Annotated in this window: 18 protein-coding genes and 1 pseudogene; 11 read left to right on the forward strand and 8 right to left on the reverse strand. The window is 41.4% G+C overall.

What is annotated here, in order from left to right; translation table 11 throughout:
* Positions 1-765: a glucosamine-6-phosphate deaminase gene (locus VB714_RS08025; RefSeq protein WP_323222906.1), complete on the forward strand. Its 765-nt coding sequence runs from the start codon at positions 1-3 to the stop codon at positions 763-765.
* Positions 766-915: 150 nt separating this feature from the next.
* On the opposite strand, the gene VB714_RS08030 is transcribed toward VB714_RS08025, so the two are convergent.
* Complete coding sequence (locus VB714_RS08030) at positions 916-1209, reverse strand: 2Fe-2S iron-sulfur cluster-binding protein (protein ID WP_323222909.1); 294 nt, start codon at positions 1207-1209, stop codon at positions 916-918.
* 336 nt (positions 1210-1545) lie between these two features.
* Here VB714_RS08030 and VB714_RS08035 point away from each other — a divergent pair, with 336 nt between their 5' ends.
* Positions 1546-2598, forward strand: a complete 1053-nt coding sequence (locus VB714_RS08035; RefSeq protein WP_323222911.1) for a Gfo/Idh/MocA family oxidoreductase — start codon at positions 1546-1548, stop codon at positions 2596-2598.
* On the opposite strand, the gene VB714_RS08040 is transcribed toward VB714_RS08035, so the two are convergent.
* Complete coding sequence (locus tag VB714_RS08040; RefSeq protein ID WP_416309634.1) at positions 2578-3945, reverse strand: hypothetical protein; 1368 nt, start codon at positions 3943-3945, stop codon at positions 2578-2580. The genes VB714_RS08035 and VB714_RS08040 overlap by 21 nt on opposite strands.
* A gap of 104 nt (positions 3946-4049) precedes the next feature.
* On the opposite strand from VB714_RS08040, the gene VB714_RS08045 reads away from it, so the two are divergent.
* From VB714_RS08045 to VB714_RS08060, 4 genes are all read left to right on the forward strand, one after another.
* Positions 4050-4205, forward strand: coding sequence for a hypothetical protein (locus VB714_RS08045; protein WP_323222916.1), 156 nt, complete (start codon positions 4050-4052; stop codon positions 4203-4205).
* 138 nt (positions 4206-4343) lie between these two features.
* Positions 4344-4829: an allophycocyanin gene (locus VB714_RS08050; protein WP_323222919.1), complete on the forward strand. Its 486-nt coding sequence runs from the start codon at positions 4344-4346 to the stop codon at positions 4827-4829.
* A gap of 94 nt (positions 4830-4923) precedes the next feature.
* Positions 4924-5409 (forward strand): allophycocyanin subunit beta, encoded by a 486-nt coding sequence (apcB, locus tag VB714_RS08055; protein WP_323222922.1) that lies wholly within the window; start codon positions 4924-4926, stop codon positions 5407-5409.
* Between the two features lie 378 nt (positions 5410-5787).
* Complete coding sequence (locus tag VB714_RS08060) at positions 5788-5991, forward strand: phycobilisome linker polypeptide (RefSeq protein WP_204103587.1); 204 nt, start codon at positions 5788-5790, stop codon at positions 5989-5991.
* On the opposite strand, the gene VB714_RS08065 is transcribed toward VB714_RS08060, so the two are convergent.
* Positions 5988-6242 (reverse strand): hypothetical protein, encoded by a 255-nt coding sequence (locus VB714_RS08065; RefSeq protein WP_323222992.1) that lies wholly within the window; start codon positions 6240-6242, stop codon positions 5988-5990. The genes VB714_RS08060 and VB714_RS08065 overlap by 4 nt on opposite strands.
* Between VB714_RS08065 and VB714_RS08070 the strand changes: the two are divergent.
* Positions 6133-6387 (forward strand): annotated as a pseudogene (locus VB714_RS08070) (transposase); the annotation flags it as partial. The gene VB714_RS08065 and the pseudogene VB714_RS08070 overlap by 110 nt on opposite strands.
* 48 nt (positions 6388-6435) lie before the next feature.
* Here VB714_RS08070 and VB714_RS08075 read toward each other — a convergent pair.
* The gene (locus VB714_RS08075; RefSeq protein ID WP_323222925.1) at positions 6436-7551 is read right to left on the reverse strand and encodes a hypothetical protein; all 1116 of its coding nucleotides are present in this window, start codon (positions 7549-7551) and stop codon (positions 6436-6438) included.
* A 49-nt stretch (positions 7552-7600) separates the two neighbouring features.
* Positions 7601-8590, reverse strand: a complete 990-nt coding sequence (locus VB714_RS08080) for a hypothetical protein (RefSeq protein ID WP_323222928.1) — start codon at positions 8588-8590, stop codon at positions 7601-7603.
* Between the two features lie 222 nt (positions 8591-8812).
* Between VB714_RS08080 and VB714_RS08085 the strand changes: the two genes are divergently transcribed.
* Together VB714_RS08085 and VB714_RS08090 are read left to right on the forward strand one after the other, a co-directional pair.
* Entirely contained in the window at positions 8813-9157 is a 345-nt protein-coding gene (locus VB714_RS08085; RefSeq protein ID WP_323222930.1) for a helix-turn-helix transcriptional regulator, read from the forward strand.
* Positions 9157-9780, forward strand: coding sequence for an ImmA/IrrE family metallo-endopeptidase (locus VB714_RS08090; RefSeq protein ID WP_323222931.1), 624 nt, complete (start codon positions 9157-9159; stop codon positions 9778-9780). The genes VB714_RS08085 and VB714_RS08090 overlap by 1 nt, the downstream gene beginning before the upstream one ends.
* A 52-nt stretch (positions 9781-9832) precedes the next feature.
* Here VB714_RS08090 and VB714_RS08095 read toward each other — a convergent pair whose 3' ends face one another.
* A complete protein-coding gene (locus VB714_RS08095; protein ID WP_323222932.1) occupies positions 9833-14260 on the reverse strand; it encodes a CHAT domain-containing protein in 4428 nt (1475 codons plus the stop codon).
* Positions 14261-14422: 162 nt separating this feature from the next.
* Between VB714_RS08095 and hisH the strand changes: the two genes are divergently transcribed.
* A complete protein-coding gene (hisH, locus tag VB714_RS08100; RefSeq protein ID WP_323222935.1) occupies positions 14423-15070 on the forward strand; it encodes an imidazole glycerol phosphate synthase subunit HisH in 648 nt (215 codons plus the stop codon).
* A 103-nt stretch (positions 15071-15173) separates the two neighbouring features.
* Here hisH and VB714_RS08105 read toward each other — a convergent pair whose 3' ends face one another.
* The gene (locus tag VB714_RS08105) at positions 15174-15923 is read right to left on the reverse strand and encodes a choice-of-anchor W domain-containing protein (RefSeq protein ID WP_323222938.1); all 750 of its coding nucleotides are present in this window, start codon (positions 15921-15923) and stop codon (positions 15174-15176) included.
* A gap of 163 nt (positions 15924-16086) precedes the next feature.
* On the reverse strand, positions 16087-17310 hold the full coding sequence (locus VB714_RS08110; RefSeq protein ID WP_323222940.1) for an NAD(P)/FAD-dependent oxidoreductase: 1224 nt from the start codon (positions 17308-17310) through the stop codon (positions 16087-16089).
* Between the two features lie 283 nt (positions 17311-17593).
* Between VB714_RS08110 and VB714_RS08115 the strand changes: the two genes are divergently transcribed.
* Positions 17594-19033, forward strand: a complete 1440-nt coding sequence (locus VB714_RS08115; protein WP_323222945.1) for an ATP-binding protein — start codon at positions 17594-17596, stop codon at positions 19031-19033.
* The last annotated feature ends 71 nt before the right edge of the window (positions 19034-19104 follow it).

A 19104-nucleotide genomic window follows, 5' to 3' on the forward strand; every position in this document is an offset into this window, starting at 1 on the left:
ATGATGAAGCGTGAATTACAGATCGATCGCCTTGCTATTCGCGTTTATGACAATGCGGAGGAGATGAGTACAGATGCGGCAAAATTGGCCGGGGATTATTTGCGATCGCGCATTTCTCGTCAGAGGAGGGCAAGAATAATTTGGGCGACAGGAAGTTCGCAAATTCGCTTTTTGGAGGGTTTAATGACTCTACAAGATATTGAATGGGACAAAGTGACCAGTTTTCATCTCGATGAGTATTTGGGCATTAGCAGGGAACATCCCGCCAGTTTTCGCCGCTATTTACGCGATCGCCTGGCTCGAAAAGTCTCTTTTGCTCACTTTCATTATCTTGAGGGGGATAGCGAACAGCCTGTGGCAGAGTGCGATCGTTATACTCGACTCTTGCAAGCAGGGGCGATCGATCTCTGTTGTTTGGGGGTGGGAGAAAACGGACACCTGGCCTTTAACGATCCGGGGGTGGCTGAGTTTAACGATCCCTATTGGGTGAAATTAGTCAAATTAGATGCCAAAAATCGTCAGCAACAATGCGATCGCGGTTATTTTCCAGCTCTAGATAAGGTTCCCGCTTATGCTTTTACCCTCACTCTCCCGGCCATTTCTGCTGCTCAAAAACTCTTCTGTCTCGTCCCTGGCCAGCAAAAGGCAGTCATTGTCAAGCAAATGCTTGAAGGGGCGATCGATAGCAACTGTCCGGCTTCTTGGTTGCGCGATCGTGCCAATGCCATCTTATTTTTAGATCGCGAGTCTGCTAGTTTACTCTGATTTTCATCAAAAACCCGTATTTACCATAATCTAAGATTTGGCATAATACGGGCTTCCCGCTACAAATAAGTCAGTACGAAGAACGAAATTCTCTTCTAGAATTTTGGAATGTAAGGTTTTAGGATAATTTCAAAACCTATTCTTCTCAATCTAGTAAATTTCTTCTTCTTGGTGAGTCTGAATTTTGCAGTCTGAAGTCGGTTTAGCAACACAAGTCAAAACAAAGCCTTGTGCAATTTGATCGTCATCCAAGAAAGATTGTTCGGATTGATCGACAGTACCTTCCAAGAGCTTACCCGCACAAGTTGAACAAGCACCAGCCCGACAGGAGTAGGGAATATCGTAGCCTTGTTCTTCGGCTACATCAAGAATAATCTCATCCTCGGGAACAGTGATAGTGTGGTCGCCATCTGGTGTTGCTAAAATAACTGTATAATCTGCCATGAGTCGAACTCCTCTAAAGTTTGGATAGCAGCCTGTTGGCTTATGAATGTTTTATTTCATTTTCGATACTAAGGGAAAAGGTTCATTGGTGTAGGCTGCATTAGAAATGAGAGTACGAATGAAATTTATCATAAAGAATACTTATTTTGAATTTGTCGAGAGTATTTCTGAAAAATAAAGAGGGGAGAATTTCGGTAAGCCAGAATACATCTGAGTTTTTCTACCTTTGGATAGAAGCCGATCGCGGATAATATCCCCTTGTTTTATCAATAGGCTTTTCTTATCTTTAAGAACAGTTACAATAGATAAAGAAAAAGTTGAACAATATTAAATATTATGAGTTATTTACCCAAACCCATTAAGGTAGCCCTTGTCGGTACGGGTTATGTCGCCAAGCAAAGAGTTGCAGCCTTGGCAGAAGAAAGCGATCGCGCCAAATTGGTGGCGATCGCCGGGCGCGATCGCACAAGTTTGCAGGCTTTATGCGCTATTTCTGGAGCCAGAGGAACTGAGTCTTGGCCAGAACTCCTACAAGCCCCGGATATTGATTTAATTATTATTGCTACCATTAACAGCGAACATGGCGCGATCGCCAAAGCTGCCATCGAAGCAGATAAGCACGTTATTTGCGAATATCCCCTCTCTCTCGATCCTAAAGAAGCCCAAATTATTATCAATAAAGCGCGATCGCGTCGTAAATTTCTCCACATCGAACATATTGAGTTATTGGGAGGACTGCATCAAACTATGGGGCAATGGCTGCCTCAAATTGGTGAGGTGAACTATGCTCGCTATATTACTATCAAACCGAAGCATCCCACCCCCGAATCCTGGTCTTATCATCCCAATTTTTTTGGTTTTCCCTTCAGTGCCGCACTTTCGCGCATTCACCGCTTTACCGATCTCTTCGGTACAGTGCAATCCGTTAGCGGGCGATCGCGCTTTTGGCACTTGCCCGAGTCTAACCCCTATTACACAGCCTGTTTGTGTAAAGCGCAATTGTGTTTTACCAATGGATTAATCGCCGATGTTGTTTACGGCAAAGGCGATCGTTTTTGGCAATCAACTCGTACTTTTGAACTGCATGGTAGCCAAGGAACATTAATTTTCTCCACCGACAAAGGAGAACTAATTCGAGACAAAGAAACAACCCCCATTGAAATTGGCAGTCGTCGGGGATTATTCGCGAGAGATACAATTCTCGCCCTAGATAGCCTACTCAAAGATAAACCCCTTTATGTCTCGCCAACAGCCAGCCATTATGCTCTTGTGGTTGCCGATGCCATTCGCCAATCCACAACAACAGGACGAACAATCGAACTACAAGACGAAAATAACTCCCCGCTATCAACTATCAACTATCAACTATCAACTACTAACCGGAGTTAATAAAGCAACTTTGCGACTATCAAACAGTTTTGAGAGACTGTCGGTGATAATTTCTACCACTTCTGGATCGCAATTGTCGAGAAAATCCTCCCCGCTAATTTCATCTTGGAAAAATGCCTTAGATCGATCCAACAAGTCGCGAATTTTATCAAAGCCGATAATATTCACAATTAAGGTAGTCAGGGGAGAATTTTTAATGTCGTAAGGAGAATCGCTAAAACGTCCTTTAGAGAGCAAATCAAATACTTCCTGTTCTGTTTCCCCGGTGAGAGGGTAACGGTTGGGAACATCCGGCAGAAAATCCTCTAGCTTTTCGATAGGAAGTCCAAGGGGATTGAGTTCCCCCATAATGGTTGACAGAGGAATATTCCGGCCAAAGCGACGAGAAAGTGCTTCCAACAAAGCCATTGTAAATAATTTGCTGGCGAGATAAAGTCGAGCAATTTTAATATTGCGATCGGCGCGATCGAGTTTATTGTAAAACTCTTGATCGTTGGGTTCGCCTTTAAACTGTTGAAACACTAGATCGGGCTTGAGAAAGTTCATAAAACCCGCCATTTTCTGCAAAGCAACCCGATACTCATTCACCGTGTAAGAGCTAGGATTCTTAAGATTGTGATTGGTTTCTGGCAGCAAGCTCCAAGTATTATCAAGAAAGCGAGCAGAACTGGGATTTGCAAAACTTCCCACATCTCGATTAGCCATTCTCACGGCACGTTGTACCGACTCAATTAATTCAGTTTCACTTAACCCAATCTTGAGCCTTTCGTTCGTTTCTTGAATGCGGAGATAAAGATGTTCTCCTGCGTGCAGTCCATCCTTTTCCGGGCGAAAAGGAATAGTGGCTTCAATACAAGTAACAATTTGTAAAAGTAATTTTTCATCTAAAAGGGGACGCAAAACCAGAGCGCAAACTAAAGCACTCAAAAATTCATTTTGTCCAGCAAAAGGAGAGAGCTGCTGTCCGGGTTTAAACCCAAACGTTCCCATCACTAAATCGAATAATCTATCTGGAGGAAGATACTCCGCCTCGCGAATGTACAGATGTTCTTTGATCTCTTGAACAAAGGGTGAAATGTAAAAAGTTAAATTGAAATTAACACTTTGATCGACTTGGACGTAGACCAAATCATGAAATAAAGCCGCAAGGACTTCAATCGCATTAGCAGACCCCCCGACCTCAAAAATATGGTCTGGAGTGTGGAAATAACGCCACGGTCCGGTCATCGTTTGGACGATTAAGGCAGTAATTCGCTCGAGCTCTCGTTTGTCAACATCGACTTGTAGTTGACTCATAGCCCACTCGAGCTTCTCGAGGCATTGTTCTTTATCCCGTTCAAAGTTCATCCAGACTTGTTGCACCTTTACACTTGACTTAACGCTATTTTAGCTAGACCTGTGGAAAGACGATCGATTTTTCTTGGACTTTCCCAGGAGAAATTGCGAAACTTTTGAATTTTTCGGCAGAGTTTTCCCCCTTGAAGGAAATTTTAGCGATTTTTTCTCGCGATCGCACTCTTTCCCCAGAAAATTTTCCCGAAAATGAGGGCAAACATTACAAAATATTAAGAAATAACCGCGAAGGACGGCACAATGCCGGACAATAATTTCGGAAGGTTGCTGACTGGGGCGATGCTAGAGAGCATCTGAACTCCCCGGATGAACTCTTTGGATGAACTCCTTGGAGGGAAATGCGATCGAGCAAACGTATCCAGTCGGATTTTTTTTGTTGGAGGAATCCATAGATGAGTATCGTCACGAAATCCATCGTGAATGCCGACGCTGAGGCTCGTTACCTCAGCCCTGGCGAGTTAGATCGTATTAAGGCCTTTGTTACCAGTGGCGACAGCCGCCTGCGGATCGCTCAAGTTTTGACCGAATCTCGCGAGCGCATCGTTAAAGAAGCCGGCGATCGCTTATTTCAATCCCGTCCCGATATCGTTTCCCCTGGTGGTAATGCTTACGGCGACGAAATGACCGCGACCTGCTTGCGGGACATGGACTACTACCTGCGCTTGATCGTTTACGGTATTGTTGCCGGCGATATCACCCCCATCGAAGAGATCGGTTTAGTGGGCGTAGCAGAAATGTACAAGTCCTTGGGAACCGACATCGGCGCAGTTGCCAAAAGTGTTGGTTTGATGAAAAACGTTGCCAGTTCTTTATTGTCTGGTGAAGATGCTTCTGAAGCTGGTACTTACTTCGATTATGTTGTGAGTGCAATGGGATAGGCAAAGTAGTGCCACCCTTCTTCTCAAGCGTTAATTTCAATCCGCTTTTGCGGCTCGCAATCTATCAAGATTAGCTCAAATAAGGAAATCAAAAATGCAAGACGCAATTACTGCTGTTATCAATTCTGCCGACGTTCAAGGAAAATACCTTGATGCTTCTGCAATGGATAAGCTCAAGGGCTATTTCCAAAGCGGACAACTTCGAGTTCGTGCCGCCAGCGCTATCAGCGCCAATGCTGCCGGAATCGTCAGAGATGCCGTCGCTAAAGCCCTGTTATATTCCGACATCACCCGTCCTGGTGGGAATATGTACACCACTCGTCGTTATGCTGCTTGCATCCGCGACTTGGACTACTACTTACGCTATGCAACCTACGCAATGCTTGCTGGCGATCCCTCCATCTTGGATGAGCGGGTTCTCAATGGTTTAAAAGAAACCTATAATTCTTTAGGCGTTCCCGTTGGCGCAACCGTTCAAGCTATCCAAGCCATGAAAGAAGTCACGGCTGGCTTAGTCGGTGCTGACGCTGGAAAAGAAATGGGCGTTTATTTCGACTATATCTGTTCTGGCTTAAGCTAAACCCAAGAAGCAAATCAACGGCAAGTTGATTTGAATTCTGCAAAAGTAAGTTCGGGAAGTCAGGGAGCAAGTATTAGTGGGTCAAAGGCTTATTTTACTGGCTCGAAGTAGGTTTTAACCTCTATTATTGGCACTTTGACTCCCGAACTTTGTAATGTAGATAAAACTACTTACACTAAACGATCCAGCAAAAGCCAAGCGATCGCCAAAAGCAAAAACTTATATATCCGGCAAACCCAGGATTCCGCAACAAAGCATGATGCAAAGCATAATGTGTTCTTGTGGTAGGGTTAAAGGAAATCAACCCTTTTTTTTCAGCTTTTTGATAACGTTGCGTTTTTCAAGAGCATAAATACTAAGTTTAGGAGAGATAAATCCATGAGAATGTTTAAAGTTACGGCTTGCGTTCCCAGTCAGACCCGCACCCGCACTCAGCGCGAACTACAAAATACTTACTTTACCAAGCTCGTTCCTTTCGATAACTGGTTTCGCGAGCAACAGAGAATCATGAAAATGGGCGGTAAAATTGTTAAAGTTGAACTAGCAACGGGCAAACAAGGTGTGAATGCTGGGTTACTTTAATTAGAATCAATTAGAGTTAGAAATACTGGAATAGTTGGGGAGAGGTCGATCGCAGACCTCTCTTTTAGTTTTTGCTGATATTCTTCTGGTTTTGACAGAAAAAGAGAGCAAACAGATAACCAAGGAGAAACATTTGAATTCCTTTTGGAGGGAAAGTTTGGGCAAGGTAAGCGAAGATTTAGTCTCGATCGCGTCATGGCTAAACTTTCCAATACCTCAGAAACTGCCATTGCCATTACTTTTTTGGTCATGAATCTCGTCACCCTGCTTCGGCAGGTTTTTTGTCTTCTTTTTTGTCAATTTTTCTGGAATCGTATCTTTTTGACGAAACTCATTATCTTTCATTATAGAGGGAGAGATTATCGACAATATAAGATTATAGTTTCTCACATCTAAAATGCGATTGCACTCCCCTCAATTTTTTTCTAACTTTTTCAGCAAACCCTACTTACTTTTTTGTTGATTTTTAGCCAACTCATTAGTAATCTCTTTAATCGCATCAAAAGCATTCCGATTAGATGTACCTTCAATCGCTTTGACTGCCAAATCTTGAACCTGTTTCAAAGCTGCATCCAGTTGTTGCGATAACTTCTCAATGCGTCCATTTTGAGTTTCAATAGTCCGATCTAATGCTTCAATTTGCAACTGATAATTGCGACGTTCTCCTTCAATTTCCTTAGTGCGAAGATCGGCAGCAACTTTAGCATTATAATGACCGATGTGCTGTCCTTTTTCTTTTCCTTCTTGCTTATTTTTCTCTAATTCCTGCTCGTGAACTTCAACTTTATTTTTTGCTTCCAAACACTCTAATTCTCGCTGAGAAATTTCTTCCTCGCGTTCTTTTATTGCTTTCTCATGTTCTTTCTTTATCTCCTCCAACTCTTTATATAATTCCTTTTTACGCTGTTCGTATTCTTCATTACTCAAATTCCGCGCTAAATCCAAGTTATACCGATATTCTTCTAAACTGCGCTGCTGTGTTTTTTGATAGGTTTCATTGCGTTCTTTAACTTCACGTTGATGAATTTCTTGCTCCTTTTGCCACGAAGTTTGTAAGTGCTGAAGCTGCTGAATTAAGGTTTCCTGACGTTCCTCAAATTCATCGGTAAATGTTTTTGTACTCTCCTCATAAGACCCTATCAATGTATCGAGAGTATTGTCTTCAATTTCTTCCAATTCGTGCAGTTCTTGCAACTGTTCTTTTTCTTGAGAAACCGAAACTTGCAAATCTTCTAGAGTTGATGCTTCTGCAATTAATTGTTCGGAAAGATTGCTCGACGCACTCCCAAAACCAACTTGTAAGCCTGACAAACTAGAGAGAATTTTATCGATATTGTACGGAGTATTTTTGTCTTGATTCATTGCCTTTTTCTCACTTTTATTTTCAAGAGTTTTGACTTGAACAATAGGATTATTTTGAGGCGCATTCATGTTTTTTGCAGTTTTTTCTTTTTCGCTTTTTTTCAACTTAGAATGCAGCTCGTCTTTTTCCTTTTTAAGCTCGTTCAAGGCTTCAAGGATTTCAGCTTTTGTATTGCGAGGTCCGACATTTTTTGCCATGATTAGTCACCTAAATTTGTTTGTTTTGAATAGATTTATTGTCTTGAAATTACGCATCAGAACGCTGAAAAGCCTGCATTGCTAAACTTTGTGCTTGATTAGTTGCTGCTTGTAGTTGAGTGGTGAGTTCAGACATTTGCTCAACTTGGCGCTGAATAGAAGTATTTAAAGCTGCAATTCGTAACTCATAGCCCTGTTTTTCAGCTTCCCATTCTTTAGCAACTAAATTGGCTTTAACTTTTGCATCGCGATCGCAGTCGGCGATCGCCTTATTTTTCGCTTCTGTAAATGCTGCTTTTAACGCATCTTCAAACCCAGCAATTTTGGTTTGATTTTCTGCAAATTCTGCTTGATTATCTATTAAGATTTTCTCCCTTTCTGCCCAATCTTTTTCTCGATCTTGATTTTCTTCCTGTAAAGTACGCTCTTGAAGTCGCTTTTTCTCTTCATATTCATCCATTTCCATCTGACGCGCACGCTCAATCTCATAGCGATAATCCCCTGATTCTTCTTCTTTTTCCTTACTTAAACGTAATTCTTGTTCCTCCATTTTTACTGCAAATGCTGCCTGTTCTTTCGTCCAAACTTTTCGCATCTGAGTCATTTCTTTTTCGAGTTTTTCTTGCTGACTACGAGTATCAGCTTCCAGTATATTTAATTTCTCTTGGTGTTCCTGTCGTAAAATATAGAGAGAATCGGCGACAATCCGAACCTTTTTCAACCGATCCAAATTATCTTTTTCAACGGCGATCGCCTTTTTTAATTCATCCAGCTTTGTCGCTTCATTCGTGAGCCGTTCTGCCAAATTCGTAACAATGCTGCTAAAATCTAATTGCAACGCAGCCATCCCGTTCACGATGCTGTCAACGGTATAAGTTGCGGCAATTTCCAAGAGTTCTTTATTCTTATCCTTTTCAGCTTCTTCCTCTTTTGTTGCTACTTTAGAGGCGATCGCCTGTCGTTGAGCTAATAATTGCTGAAAATCAGCCAAAATTTGCCCTTTACTGTTCTTACTGTCCTGTTGTGGTGTTTGAGTCATGGTAAATCCTGAATTAAAGATAAGGAAATAGATCGTTAGTTCGCACAAGAGAGTATGATGAATAAAGCTACATCCATCTATCTCTTCTGCCCATTGCAGATATGTTTTTTGGGGGGTTGAAATCCGAGATTGATTTTATAATCAACTCTGTTGCTATAATAACCTTATGTTGAACTTCAAGTCAAGACAATGTAGAATAAATTTTGTAAGGAGCCTAAAACCATGAATCAAGAGTTTGGACAAAAAATCCGCCAAGCGCGGAAAGACAAGAGTTACAGCCAACGCGATCTCGCCAAGCTACTCGGGTTAGACTTTACCTATCTCTCAAAACTAGAGAATAATCGCGCTGAATATGCCCCCAAAGAAGAGGTCATCCGAGGTTTAGCGCGAGAGTTAGACTTAGATGCAGAAGAGTTGATTTTTCTGGCCGGGCGCATCCCCCATAAGGAAGAAGATTTACTCAGACAGCATCATAAATCCCTACCCACCTTATTTCGTCGATTGCGGGAAAACCCGGAATTTGCCCAGAAAGTGTTCCAAGAAGCCAGCCAAGAATCCTCAGAATAATGAGTGTTATCAAACCCTTTCGCTTTATGGATAAGCACGAGATCGAATGTCGCGCCCTTGATGTTTTAGAGGCGATGAAGACCAGCGATCGCCATGTTCCGACTTTTCCCCTCGATTCTAGCCGCGTCGCCGAATTTTTAGGCTTAGACGTGGTTTGGGATGTCCTACCCGAGGACGACGAGGGAGCCATTGCCGCGCGAATTTTGCCCTTAGAAAAACTGATTGAGATCAATGAAACAATCTTGGATTTAAAGGAGGGCTTTGGTGAATCTACGATCGCTCATGAGGTAGGGCATTGGGTCTTACATATCGATCGCCAAGCTGTCGATCGCGTTTTAAGATTGCGACAAAAAGGGGTTAATGTTATCGTCAAACCGTTACTTTGTCGTAATAACGAACAAATTCAAGGCATTGAATGGCAGGCGCAATATTTTGCCAGTTGTCTATTAATGCCCCGCCTTATGTTAGAGGAAAAAATCCAAGGGCGCGATCTAACACAATGGCCGGATTTGTATGCGATCGCGGCGGATTTTGGCGTGACGATTTCCAATTTGCTGCATCGTCTCAAAGATTTAGAATGGGTGTCTCTTAAGGAGGGTTCTAAGGAACTCGTGCGCTGCTAAATTGTTAATATTTCCAAAACAGAATAGGTGTTAGATGATTTCTGGCACCTATTTACCAAGGACTACCAATTGTAGTAAATGCACTCCAAAAATAAGGATGATTGAAAACGCGATCGCCTTTCGCTAATAATTCAGAGGGAAGATCGAAACTTCCTTCAGGAAAAATCAATTGTCCATTTTCAAAACGGGTTTCTCCACTTAATAAACTTAACTGTGCTTGTCTTAATGCTTCCACTTTAATTGCTGCACTATCTAATTGGGAATAAAACCCTGTCATCAGGGCTAAAGTCCCCTCATCGTTAACATACCAAAGACTTCCTATAGCCGTTTTTACCCCCGTTGCGATCGCCAATCCTGCAAAGCCTAATTCTGCATCAGAATCGCCAAAAGCTGTCCGACAAGCACTTAGCACTAATAATTCAATTTGGGCATCATTTAAACCCAATTCTCGAAAGCGCGTCAGAGGCAATTTTTCATCCCAAAACTGAATATAAGAATTCTCTGCTTTACCGGATTTAAACTCTCCATGAGTTGCCAGATGAACGATTCCAAAACTCTTTTGCGATCGCGCTTTTTTGAGGTTATCGGTGGTAAATCCTTCGTTGAGATAAAATTCTCCTTGCCATATTTTATTACTAATCAATTCTAATTCTGTAGGAACTGCGGGAAGGGGTGCATATTCGACGAAGCGATCGGCACCCATTGCTAAAACTTGACGATTCTTAATATCTCGATACTCCGGTGCCGTTAAAAAGAAACTAGGCATCATTCCCACACTATAGCGATCGATAATAAAGTTATCTCCATTATGTAAAGCTGCAACCGGTATCGTTCGCAGTCCTCGATCCATGACAAAAGATAAACTATCCACCCCTCTTTCTTCTAATTCTTCTACAACTGAACCCACCAACCAGCGATACATTTGTTGTGCGGGGTCGAGATAAGCATTGGGACGGCGTACATTAGTTACAGTACGGCGGAAATTTTCGGCAACGGCGATCGCTTTTTCGCGGGTGACTTCGGGAAGATGACGGTGAATAGGAGGATTTGAGGGTGTAATGACTAATAAATGCAGTTCGTCATCGGGAGAAGGTTCGGGTTTTACCTTTGTTTGTTGGTTTTCTCGGGGAGAGAAACGCCAAAGTTCGTTTTCATTTAATCCAGAATTTTTCGGTTTGAAATAAGCATAAATTACCGCAGGAGTGATACCGTTAATAACTTCTATATTGCGGAGAATATTTTGCGCTTCTTGTAAAGTAATGATTTCTTCTTCTTCAATTTCTAGATAATCTTTGTATTCTTGAGAAAAAGTATCTTCAATTTCCAGAAAAATCGCTTCATCGCTGAAAGTATTGACAATGGATTGCAATGGAGTTCTATCTATTAGAGGAGATTCTGATTGTGAATCTAGTAATGAGAGAAGAATATTAGGATCGATCGTTGTTAAATCAGATTGAATGGTATTATTAGATGAGTTAGGATCGTTTGCTTGTAAAATGCTATTAGAATTACTATTATTATTAGATGAGTTAGGATCGTTTCCTTGTAGAGCATTACTTTGGATAAAATTCAAGAATACTAAGTTAAATATATTCGGATCGCTAACACGGCCAATTAAAGTCAACGTGACTGAATTTCCTTCCGCAATAAGATCGAAATTGCCATCTAGATTTCCAATTGTCCACAGTGCAGTATTATTACTAAATGTTATGCTTCCCGCAGAAGCAGCAATACTGTTTAAAGTAATTCCACTGGGAATAATACTACTAACTAAAACTCCTCCCACGGGGTCTAAACCAAGATTTTGTACGGTTAGAACAACACCAATATCTTGATTTAAAATGGGAGTATCTGTGCTAACGCTTTGAGTAATTTGTAGGTCGGCAGTCACTTCCACTGAACCAATATCAACTAAAGTTCCTCGGGATAATCCTCGCTGATCTGTACTGGGAGTTCCTGTTGTGCTTCCGGTATTGATAGCAGGACTTCCAGGAAGAGGAATATGGGTTTGAGTGTCTCCAGTATAGTTACCCAAGGGAGAAAGAACGGGATCGAGAGGGTTAGTTGATGTGCCAGAAAGTGTCCCAGAAGTACCAAATCCGATCGCACCGTCAACAACTCCAATCAGATTATTTCCTAGATCGTTAAAGGAGGAATTTTCACTTTTTACATCTCGTTCATTGGGTTGATTGATAGAAATATTGCCGGCAATAATTGTATTGCGAATATTGGCGATCGCATTTCCTGTTCCCAGAATTTTTTCATTAAATATTCCTACACCATTATTCGGAGAAATATTTCCATAGATCGTACTGTTATAGACATTTAAGATTCCAGTATAAGAACTCGAACTATAATTAAAAATTCCACCACCTTTACCTCCAGAACTATTTCCGGAAATTGTACTATTACTAATCGTCGTTGTTGATGTTTGACTGATGCCACCTGTAACACCACCATTATAGACTCCCCCACCATTCATCATCGTCGAGTTGCCAGAAATCGTACTATTACTAATGGTTAGAGTACCGCGATCGTTAAAAATTCCTCCACCATTTACAGCCGAATTACCTGAAATTGTACTATTACTAATATTTAATTGTCCTTCAATAACGAAAACGGCTCCACCTTTATCTGCTGCGGTATTATTTTCGAGGGTACTATTGTTAATATTTAACGTTCCTTGGCGTACCAAAATTGCGCCTCCATCATCAGCGACTCCCACTCCAAGCGGTACAGATCCATTACGGATAGTCACATCATTGAGAGTTAGAATTGCATCTGGTCTAACAGTAACAATTCGAGATGCTCCTTGAGCATCAATCGTTGAATTAAATCCATTAATGGTTACAGTTCCACTCGTTCCAAAAATATCTTGCAATGGCGCACTTAAAGTAAAAATAGTATTAGGCAATAAATTAATTGTATCATTACTGGCCATGTTGTGAGCATCTATCATACTTTGTATTAACTCAGCACTATTACTGGCAGTAAACACGGCTAAAGTATTTTGATATTCTTCTAAAATAGATGATTTGAAAGCTAAATTTGCTTCAATATTGCCAATTTGTTTCTCTAAAATCCAATCTCCACCCAGTACCGAACTTCCTGTTAAATTCGTGGATGCTGCGACATCTGCCCCTGTTTCTGTGGCGATCGCCTGCATTAAAGATTCCCCAGCTTCTCCTAATGCTGTAAAACAACTATACAATAATATATCTGCCTCTTGACTTAAGGCACTTCTCCAACTCTGAAAATTATCTCGATATTGGTCTATTGTTTCTCCTGACACATAAGCATTACCTAACCAAAAATTACCCTCATTTCCTTCTGAGAGAATGTGAACTTCATCAATTTTTTGTTCTTGTTCGGAAATTTGTGCTAATTGTTCGCTAATAAAAGATATACCATTATCTTCGGGAGTAACCACAAAAGAAACAGTTCCAGCTTTGCCATTGTAGAGAAAATCTTGATAATTTTCGACTAGCGCATCGATAAAAACATAAGCTAAAGGATCGTCTATATTTTCGGGAAATATTGTCACCGTCGGCGCACTTCTTGTCCCATCTCCTGTTAAAATTAAAGGGGTTTCTGTATCGACAACATTCACCCGATTTGCTGCCATAAAATTCACCGTTTCCCCCTGAATTTGACCGCTAATCAAAATATCGCCGTTTTGAGGTGCCGGAAGATTGTCGATCGCCGCTTCAATTCCAGGTGTTGTTAATAATTCTGGTAGTTCTAGCGGGGTAATTCCTTCAGCAATGTCCTCCGCCGATAATTCTACACTTAAAAGCCTGCCTGCTTGAGATATTCGCACTAAATTTGTTCCAGGTACAGCCGCTAAAGTAATATCACCTCCTGGCGCGGAAATTGTTCCTGTATTAATTACCGTCCCACCAATAAAAGTGACATCATTCCCGGTTTTAACTGCTAAATTAGCTTGATTTATAACTGCACTAGGATTATCGCTCAAAAACGCAAATCGATCGGGTGTGCCGATTAAATCTTGATAATTATTCTCTCCCGTCGCATTAAACCAACCGCCAGCAAAACCAATGCGATCGCTGGTTGTTGCTACAAAAGAACCAGGCACGTTTAAACTGGCATTCCCCCCAAAAACAATCCCCGCAGGATTCATTAAATAGAGATTAGAATTACCTCCCGTGAGTTGAATTAGACCATTAATAACAGAAGGATCGCCCCCGGTAACTCGTCCTAAAATATTTTGAATGTCTGGAGAAGAAAGAAAATCCGCAATTTCATTACTATTTAAACCAAAATCTTGGAAAGAATGAAAGAGATTGTCCTGCGATCGCGTTCCACCTTGAATGCGATAAGTATTACCTTCTTGTTGAATGATTGTCCCTGTTTCATCGGATGTCGTGGTAATCGATTGAGCCAAACTAAGAGAGTGAGAAGTTAAGCCGACAAAGAGAACCGTTGTCCCGCAGATTATGCGCCAGAAATATGCAAACATCACCGAGTTTTGATTGTGGAAGCTAAAAATTTAGAAAGATGCTTTAACCCTTCATTCTCTATTCGATCGTTTCCAGATAGTATAACAAATTCGTCTCGATTTGAGGTACGATCTACCCAGTGGTATTGCCACAGTTTAAATTGTCCTTTTCCCGGAATAACAATGGTATCGATCGCGGTTATCGACTATGACATGGGTAACTTGCACTCGGCTTGCAAGGGACTCGAAAACGCAGGTGCAACAACCAAAATCACTGATTCTCATGCCGATCTCGCCACAGCAGATGGTATTGTCTTACCGGGAGTAGGAGCATTCGATCCTGCGGTTCAGCATTTGCGATCGCGCCATCTCGTCGAACCGATTAAAAATGCCATTGCAAGGGGAAAACCTTTTCTCGGCATCTGTTTGGGGCTACAAATCCTCTTTGATGGTTCTGAGGAAGGCACAGAACCTGGACTGGGAATCATTCCTGGAATGGTGCGACGCTTCCATTCCGAACCTAACCTCACAATTCCTCACATGGGCTGGAATACACTCTCATTTAAGCAACCGAGTCTCCCCGTTTGGCAAGGATTAGGAGAAAATCCTTATGTTTATTTCGTTCACTCTTACTATGTCGATCCCCTCGATCCGCAAATTCGGGCGGCGACTGTCACCCACGGGACCCAAGAAATTACCGCCGCGATCGCCCGAGATAATCTCATTGCTGTCCAATTTCACCCAGAAAAGTCCTCAACAGCCGGATTAAAAATTCTCTCTAATTTTGTCTCCCTCGTAGCAGCGAAAACGCGATCGGTTGTGACAGTTTAAAGTCCTGTAGGAGTTTAACTCAAAAAAAAATCCGCTTTCTGAAATGAAGGCGGATTGAACATCGAGAACTACTCTCACATCAAACTTTGTAATACTTTTAAATCTAGCGATCGCCAGCTTCTTTGCGACGTTTTCCCGCAGCTAATAAACCAAATAAACTCAGGGAAAGTAGGGATAGAGAAGCCGGTTCCGGAACATCTACCGTTTCGCCTTCAACTAACTTAATTTGATAAGCAAGATTAGAATTATTGGGTTTTATTTCACCCCAAGTCATCGTCGATCGCCCAGTTAAAGTGAAATTGCCGACAATATCGCCAATGTGAAGATAGTCGGCATCATAGTAACCGCAACCCACATTGCCAGAACAAGAAGCGCTAGAAATGGCTGCAATACTTGATGACATAGACGCATCGCTTAAAAACAAGTTATCGACAAGCATACTGGTATCATCTTGACGCGCGCTAGTTCTGATATAAAGGTCAGAAAAATTATCTTCAAATATTTCAGTTTTGGACACCTCTACCCCAGCCACTGTATAGGTTAAAGTGTTAGCAATATTATCAAAAACCAAGGAAAAATCTACAGCTTCGCCACTGACCCATTGATCGTAATTTGCCTGAACGCGGTTGTTAGCATCATTGTTAATATCGTGAATATTGATCTCGTGGTCGCCAACCCGACCAATGCGACTTTCTGCTGCCCAAGGAATCTCTAAACCCAAAGCATCAAATTCTGCCCCATCAAGATGGCCGCCGATTGTAAAAGCCTTTGCTGCGCCAGTAGTAGCGCCCATGATAGCGATTAAACTTAAAGTTGTTCCCGCGATCGCCCCAAAAATTTTAGATCCGTTCATAATAATTCCCTCCCCGTTGTCCTCGTTGAATTACCTTCTAGCTTACGCGAGCTATCTCAGTTTTGTCCAGAGAAATTCCGCATTTTCACTGAATCTTTACAAAAGGAGATTGATTTGTGAATTTTTGATGATGAATTCAGAACAAATACCTACTCCCCACTCCCTATATTGAGGATCCAGCCAGCCATCCCGTCGTCCAAGCACTTTGAAAATTAAACCCTCCTGTAATGCCGTCAATATCGAGAATTTCGCCAGCAAAATATAATCCCGAACATTTGCGACTTTCCATTGTCTTAAAATTTATCTCTTTGAGACTGACCCCTCCACAGGTGACAAATTCCTCCTTAAACGCCGTTTTTCCTTGAATGGTGTACTTTCCGTTAACCAGTTCCGCGATCGCGCAATTTAACTCTTTCTTCGATAATTCTGCCCAAACTTTAGCGGGAGAAATAGCAGCAGAAGCTAATAAATTTTGCCATAAACGTTTGGGCAAAGAAAAAGGACAATAATTAAACATTTTTCGCCGAGGAGTTTCTGATTTAATTTGTATAAATTTTTGGCGCAGAGTTTCTGCATTTTCATCCGGCAACCAATTAATAAGTAAAGAAAGATGATAGCGATGTTCCCATAAAATTCTCGCCCCCCATGCCGATAGTTTCAAGATTGCGGGACCGCTTAATCCCCAATGGGTAATCAGAAGCGGTCCGATTTGTTCTAGTTTATTTTTTCCCTCATGTAATAAGCGAACTTGAACGCGATCGACACTAATTCCTGCTAAATTCTGCAAGCGAGAATCGGGTATTTTAAAGGTAAACAAAGAGGGAATAGGCGTAATAATTGTATGCCCAAATTGCCTCGCCCAACGATATCCCAAAAGATTGCTACCTGTTGCCACTAAAACACGGTCAGCATTTAAAATCTCTCCCGTTTTTAAGGTAATACTAAACCGATCGCCTAATTTTTCTAAAGATTTTACTGGCGATCGCGATCGCAATTGCACCCCTTGTTTTTTGGCCTCCGTTAATAGACAATCAATAATTGTTTCCGAGCGATCGCTCACCGGAAACATACGCCCATCAGCTTCAGTTTTTAACTTGACTCCTCGACTTGCAAACCAGGCGATCGTATCGCGAGGCTGAAAACGGCTGAATGCACCGAGTAAGGCTTTTCCTCCCCTCGGATAGTTTTTCACCAACAAAGCTGGCTCGAAACAATAGTGAGTCACATTGCAACGTCCCCCACCCGATATACGCACCTTAGCTAGAAATTCTTGGCCAGCTTCCAGGATAATTGTCTGGGCATGAGGATAACGACAGGCTACAGTCACAGCCCCCAGAAAACCGGCGGCTCCTCCACCAATGACTATAATAGTTAAGGGATTTTTCATAACGAGAATAAACACTTAAATATTTTGAGAGATCGAAGTAAACTTCACTTAATCAAGGACTTTAACGCAGTAGTGTTACTAAATCTAAAAATAGTAGATTGTTTGCACCGCACAAATGCTAAAATATTTGCTGTGAAAAAAAATAGTTCGATGGTATCCTTAAGATATATATCTTGATATATATCATTGCATATAGACCCTAGTTGTAGCATCTGCCCCCCAAAACTCAAGAATCAGGTTGATTGTTGATAATGCAGCCATCACTCTAATTACTCCAGAAACCATGACTTCAACAGACTCGTATATTGCCGATCGCCTCAACTCGGATAGTGTAATGGAAGCAGTTTATTCTCTTTTAGAAGAAAGGCAGGGCGATCGTTTGCCCTCTAAGATTCTACAAATCATGTTAGAAGAAACGGGGCTATCTAAAGGTGTGCTACTTTTGCCTCAAGATAACAAATGGTTAATGGCTGCAACAGGAGAAAAAGTCACCAAACAAGTAAAAGTATTACTTTCATCAATCCCTTTGCAAGATAGCCAGCAAGTACCAATAACTGTCATTCAATGGGTTTCTCAAACAGAGAAAATTCTTTTTAGCGAAGATGTTTTAGCACAAGAGAATTTGAGCGCTGATTCTTATATTAAAACCCATAAACCTCAATTTTTTGCGTGCCTCCCTCTCATGGATAGCGATCTCCTCAAGGGAATTATTTACTTAGAAAGTCAAGAGAAAATAGAGAAATATAGCCAACAACAATTAAAAGTATTAAATTTTATTTGTCAGCAAGCAGCAATTGCCCTAAATCGAAATTTTTTAAATTTTTCCTCCGATCGCCTTCCCAAAAATCAAAGTGAGAGCGGACAATATTCTCAGGTATTACAAGCACAACTCGCTCAGAGTAAAGCCAACCTTGAAGAAGCACAATCACAACTCATTGCCCGAGAAAAATTGGCAACACTAGGACTCTTAAGCGCAGGAGTTGCCCACGAAATTCGCAATCCGCTTAATTTTATCACCAATTATGCTGAAACATCTGAAGAGCTAATTAAAGAAGTCTTGGAAAACTTAGAAAAGCATCGCGATCGCTTCGATCCCCAAGATTTTTCATATTTTCAGGAGATACTCAAGGACATACAAAATAATGCCTCGATCATTTATCAACAAGGACAGCGAGTTGAAGGGATAATTCGCAGTATGATGCAACACGCACGTTCCGAGCAAAATTCTCATCAGCCCACAGATATTAATGAGTTACTCGATCGCGCTGCACAACTTGCATACCATAGCCGACGAGCCAGCAAACAAGGTATTTTTATTGATATTTGTAAAGAATATGACGATTCATTGGGTTTAATTAATGTAGCGGAAGGGGATCTCAGTCGCGCTTTTATTAATTTAATTGATAATGCCTGTTATTCTCTGGAAACGAAATTTAAAACCGAGAATCCGAACGCTGAAAAGCCAAAACTATGGTTAACAACGCAGAATCAAGGTGACAAGGTTGTTATTTTGATTCGCGATAATGGTGAAGGAATAGCACCAGAAATTCAAGAAAAATTATTCGTTCCTTTTTTCACAACTAAACCCATTGGAGAAGGAACGGGTTTGGGATTATTCCTGACACAAAATATTATTGTGGAGCAACATCTGGGAAAACTTGAAGTGGAAAGCAAATTGAGTCAATATGCTGAATTTACGATTACTTTACCCCAAAATAAGTAACTAAGAGGATACCCTGCCCACCCTGCCAGCAACTTTTTTGCAAAACCGAGATGCACCCCTACAAACAGAGA

It is taken from the genome of Spirulina sp. 06S082 (assembly GCF_034932145.1).
Lineage (GTDB): Bacteria > Cyanobacteriota > Cyanobacteriia > Cyanobacteriales > Spirulinaceae > CCY15215.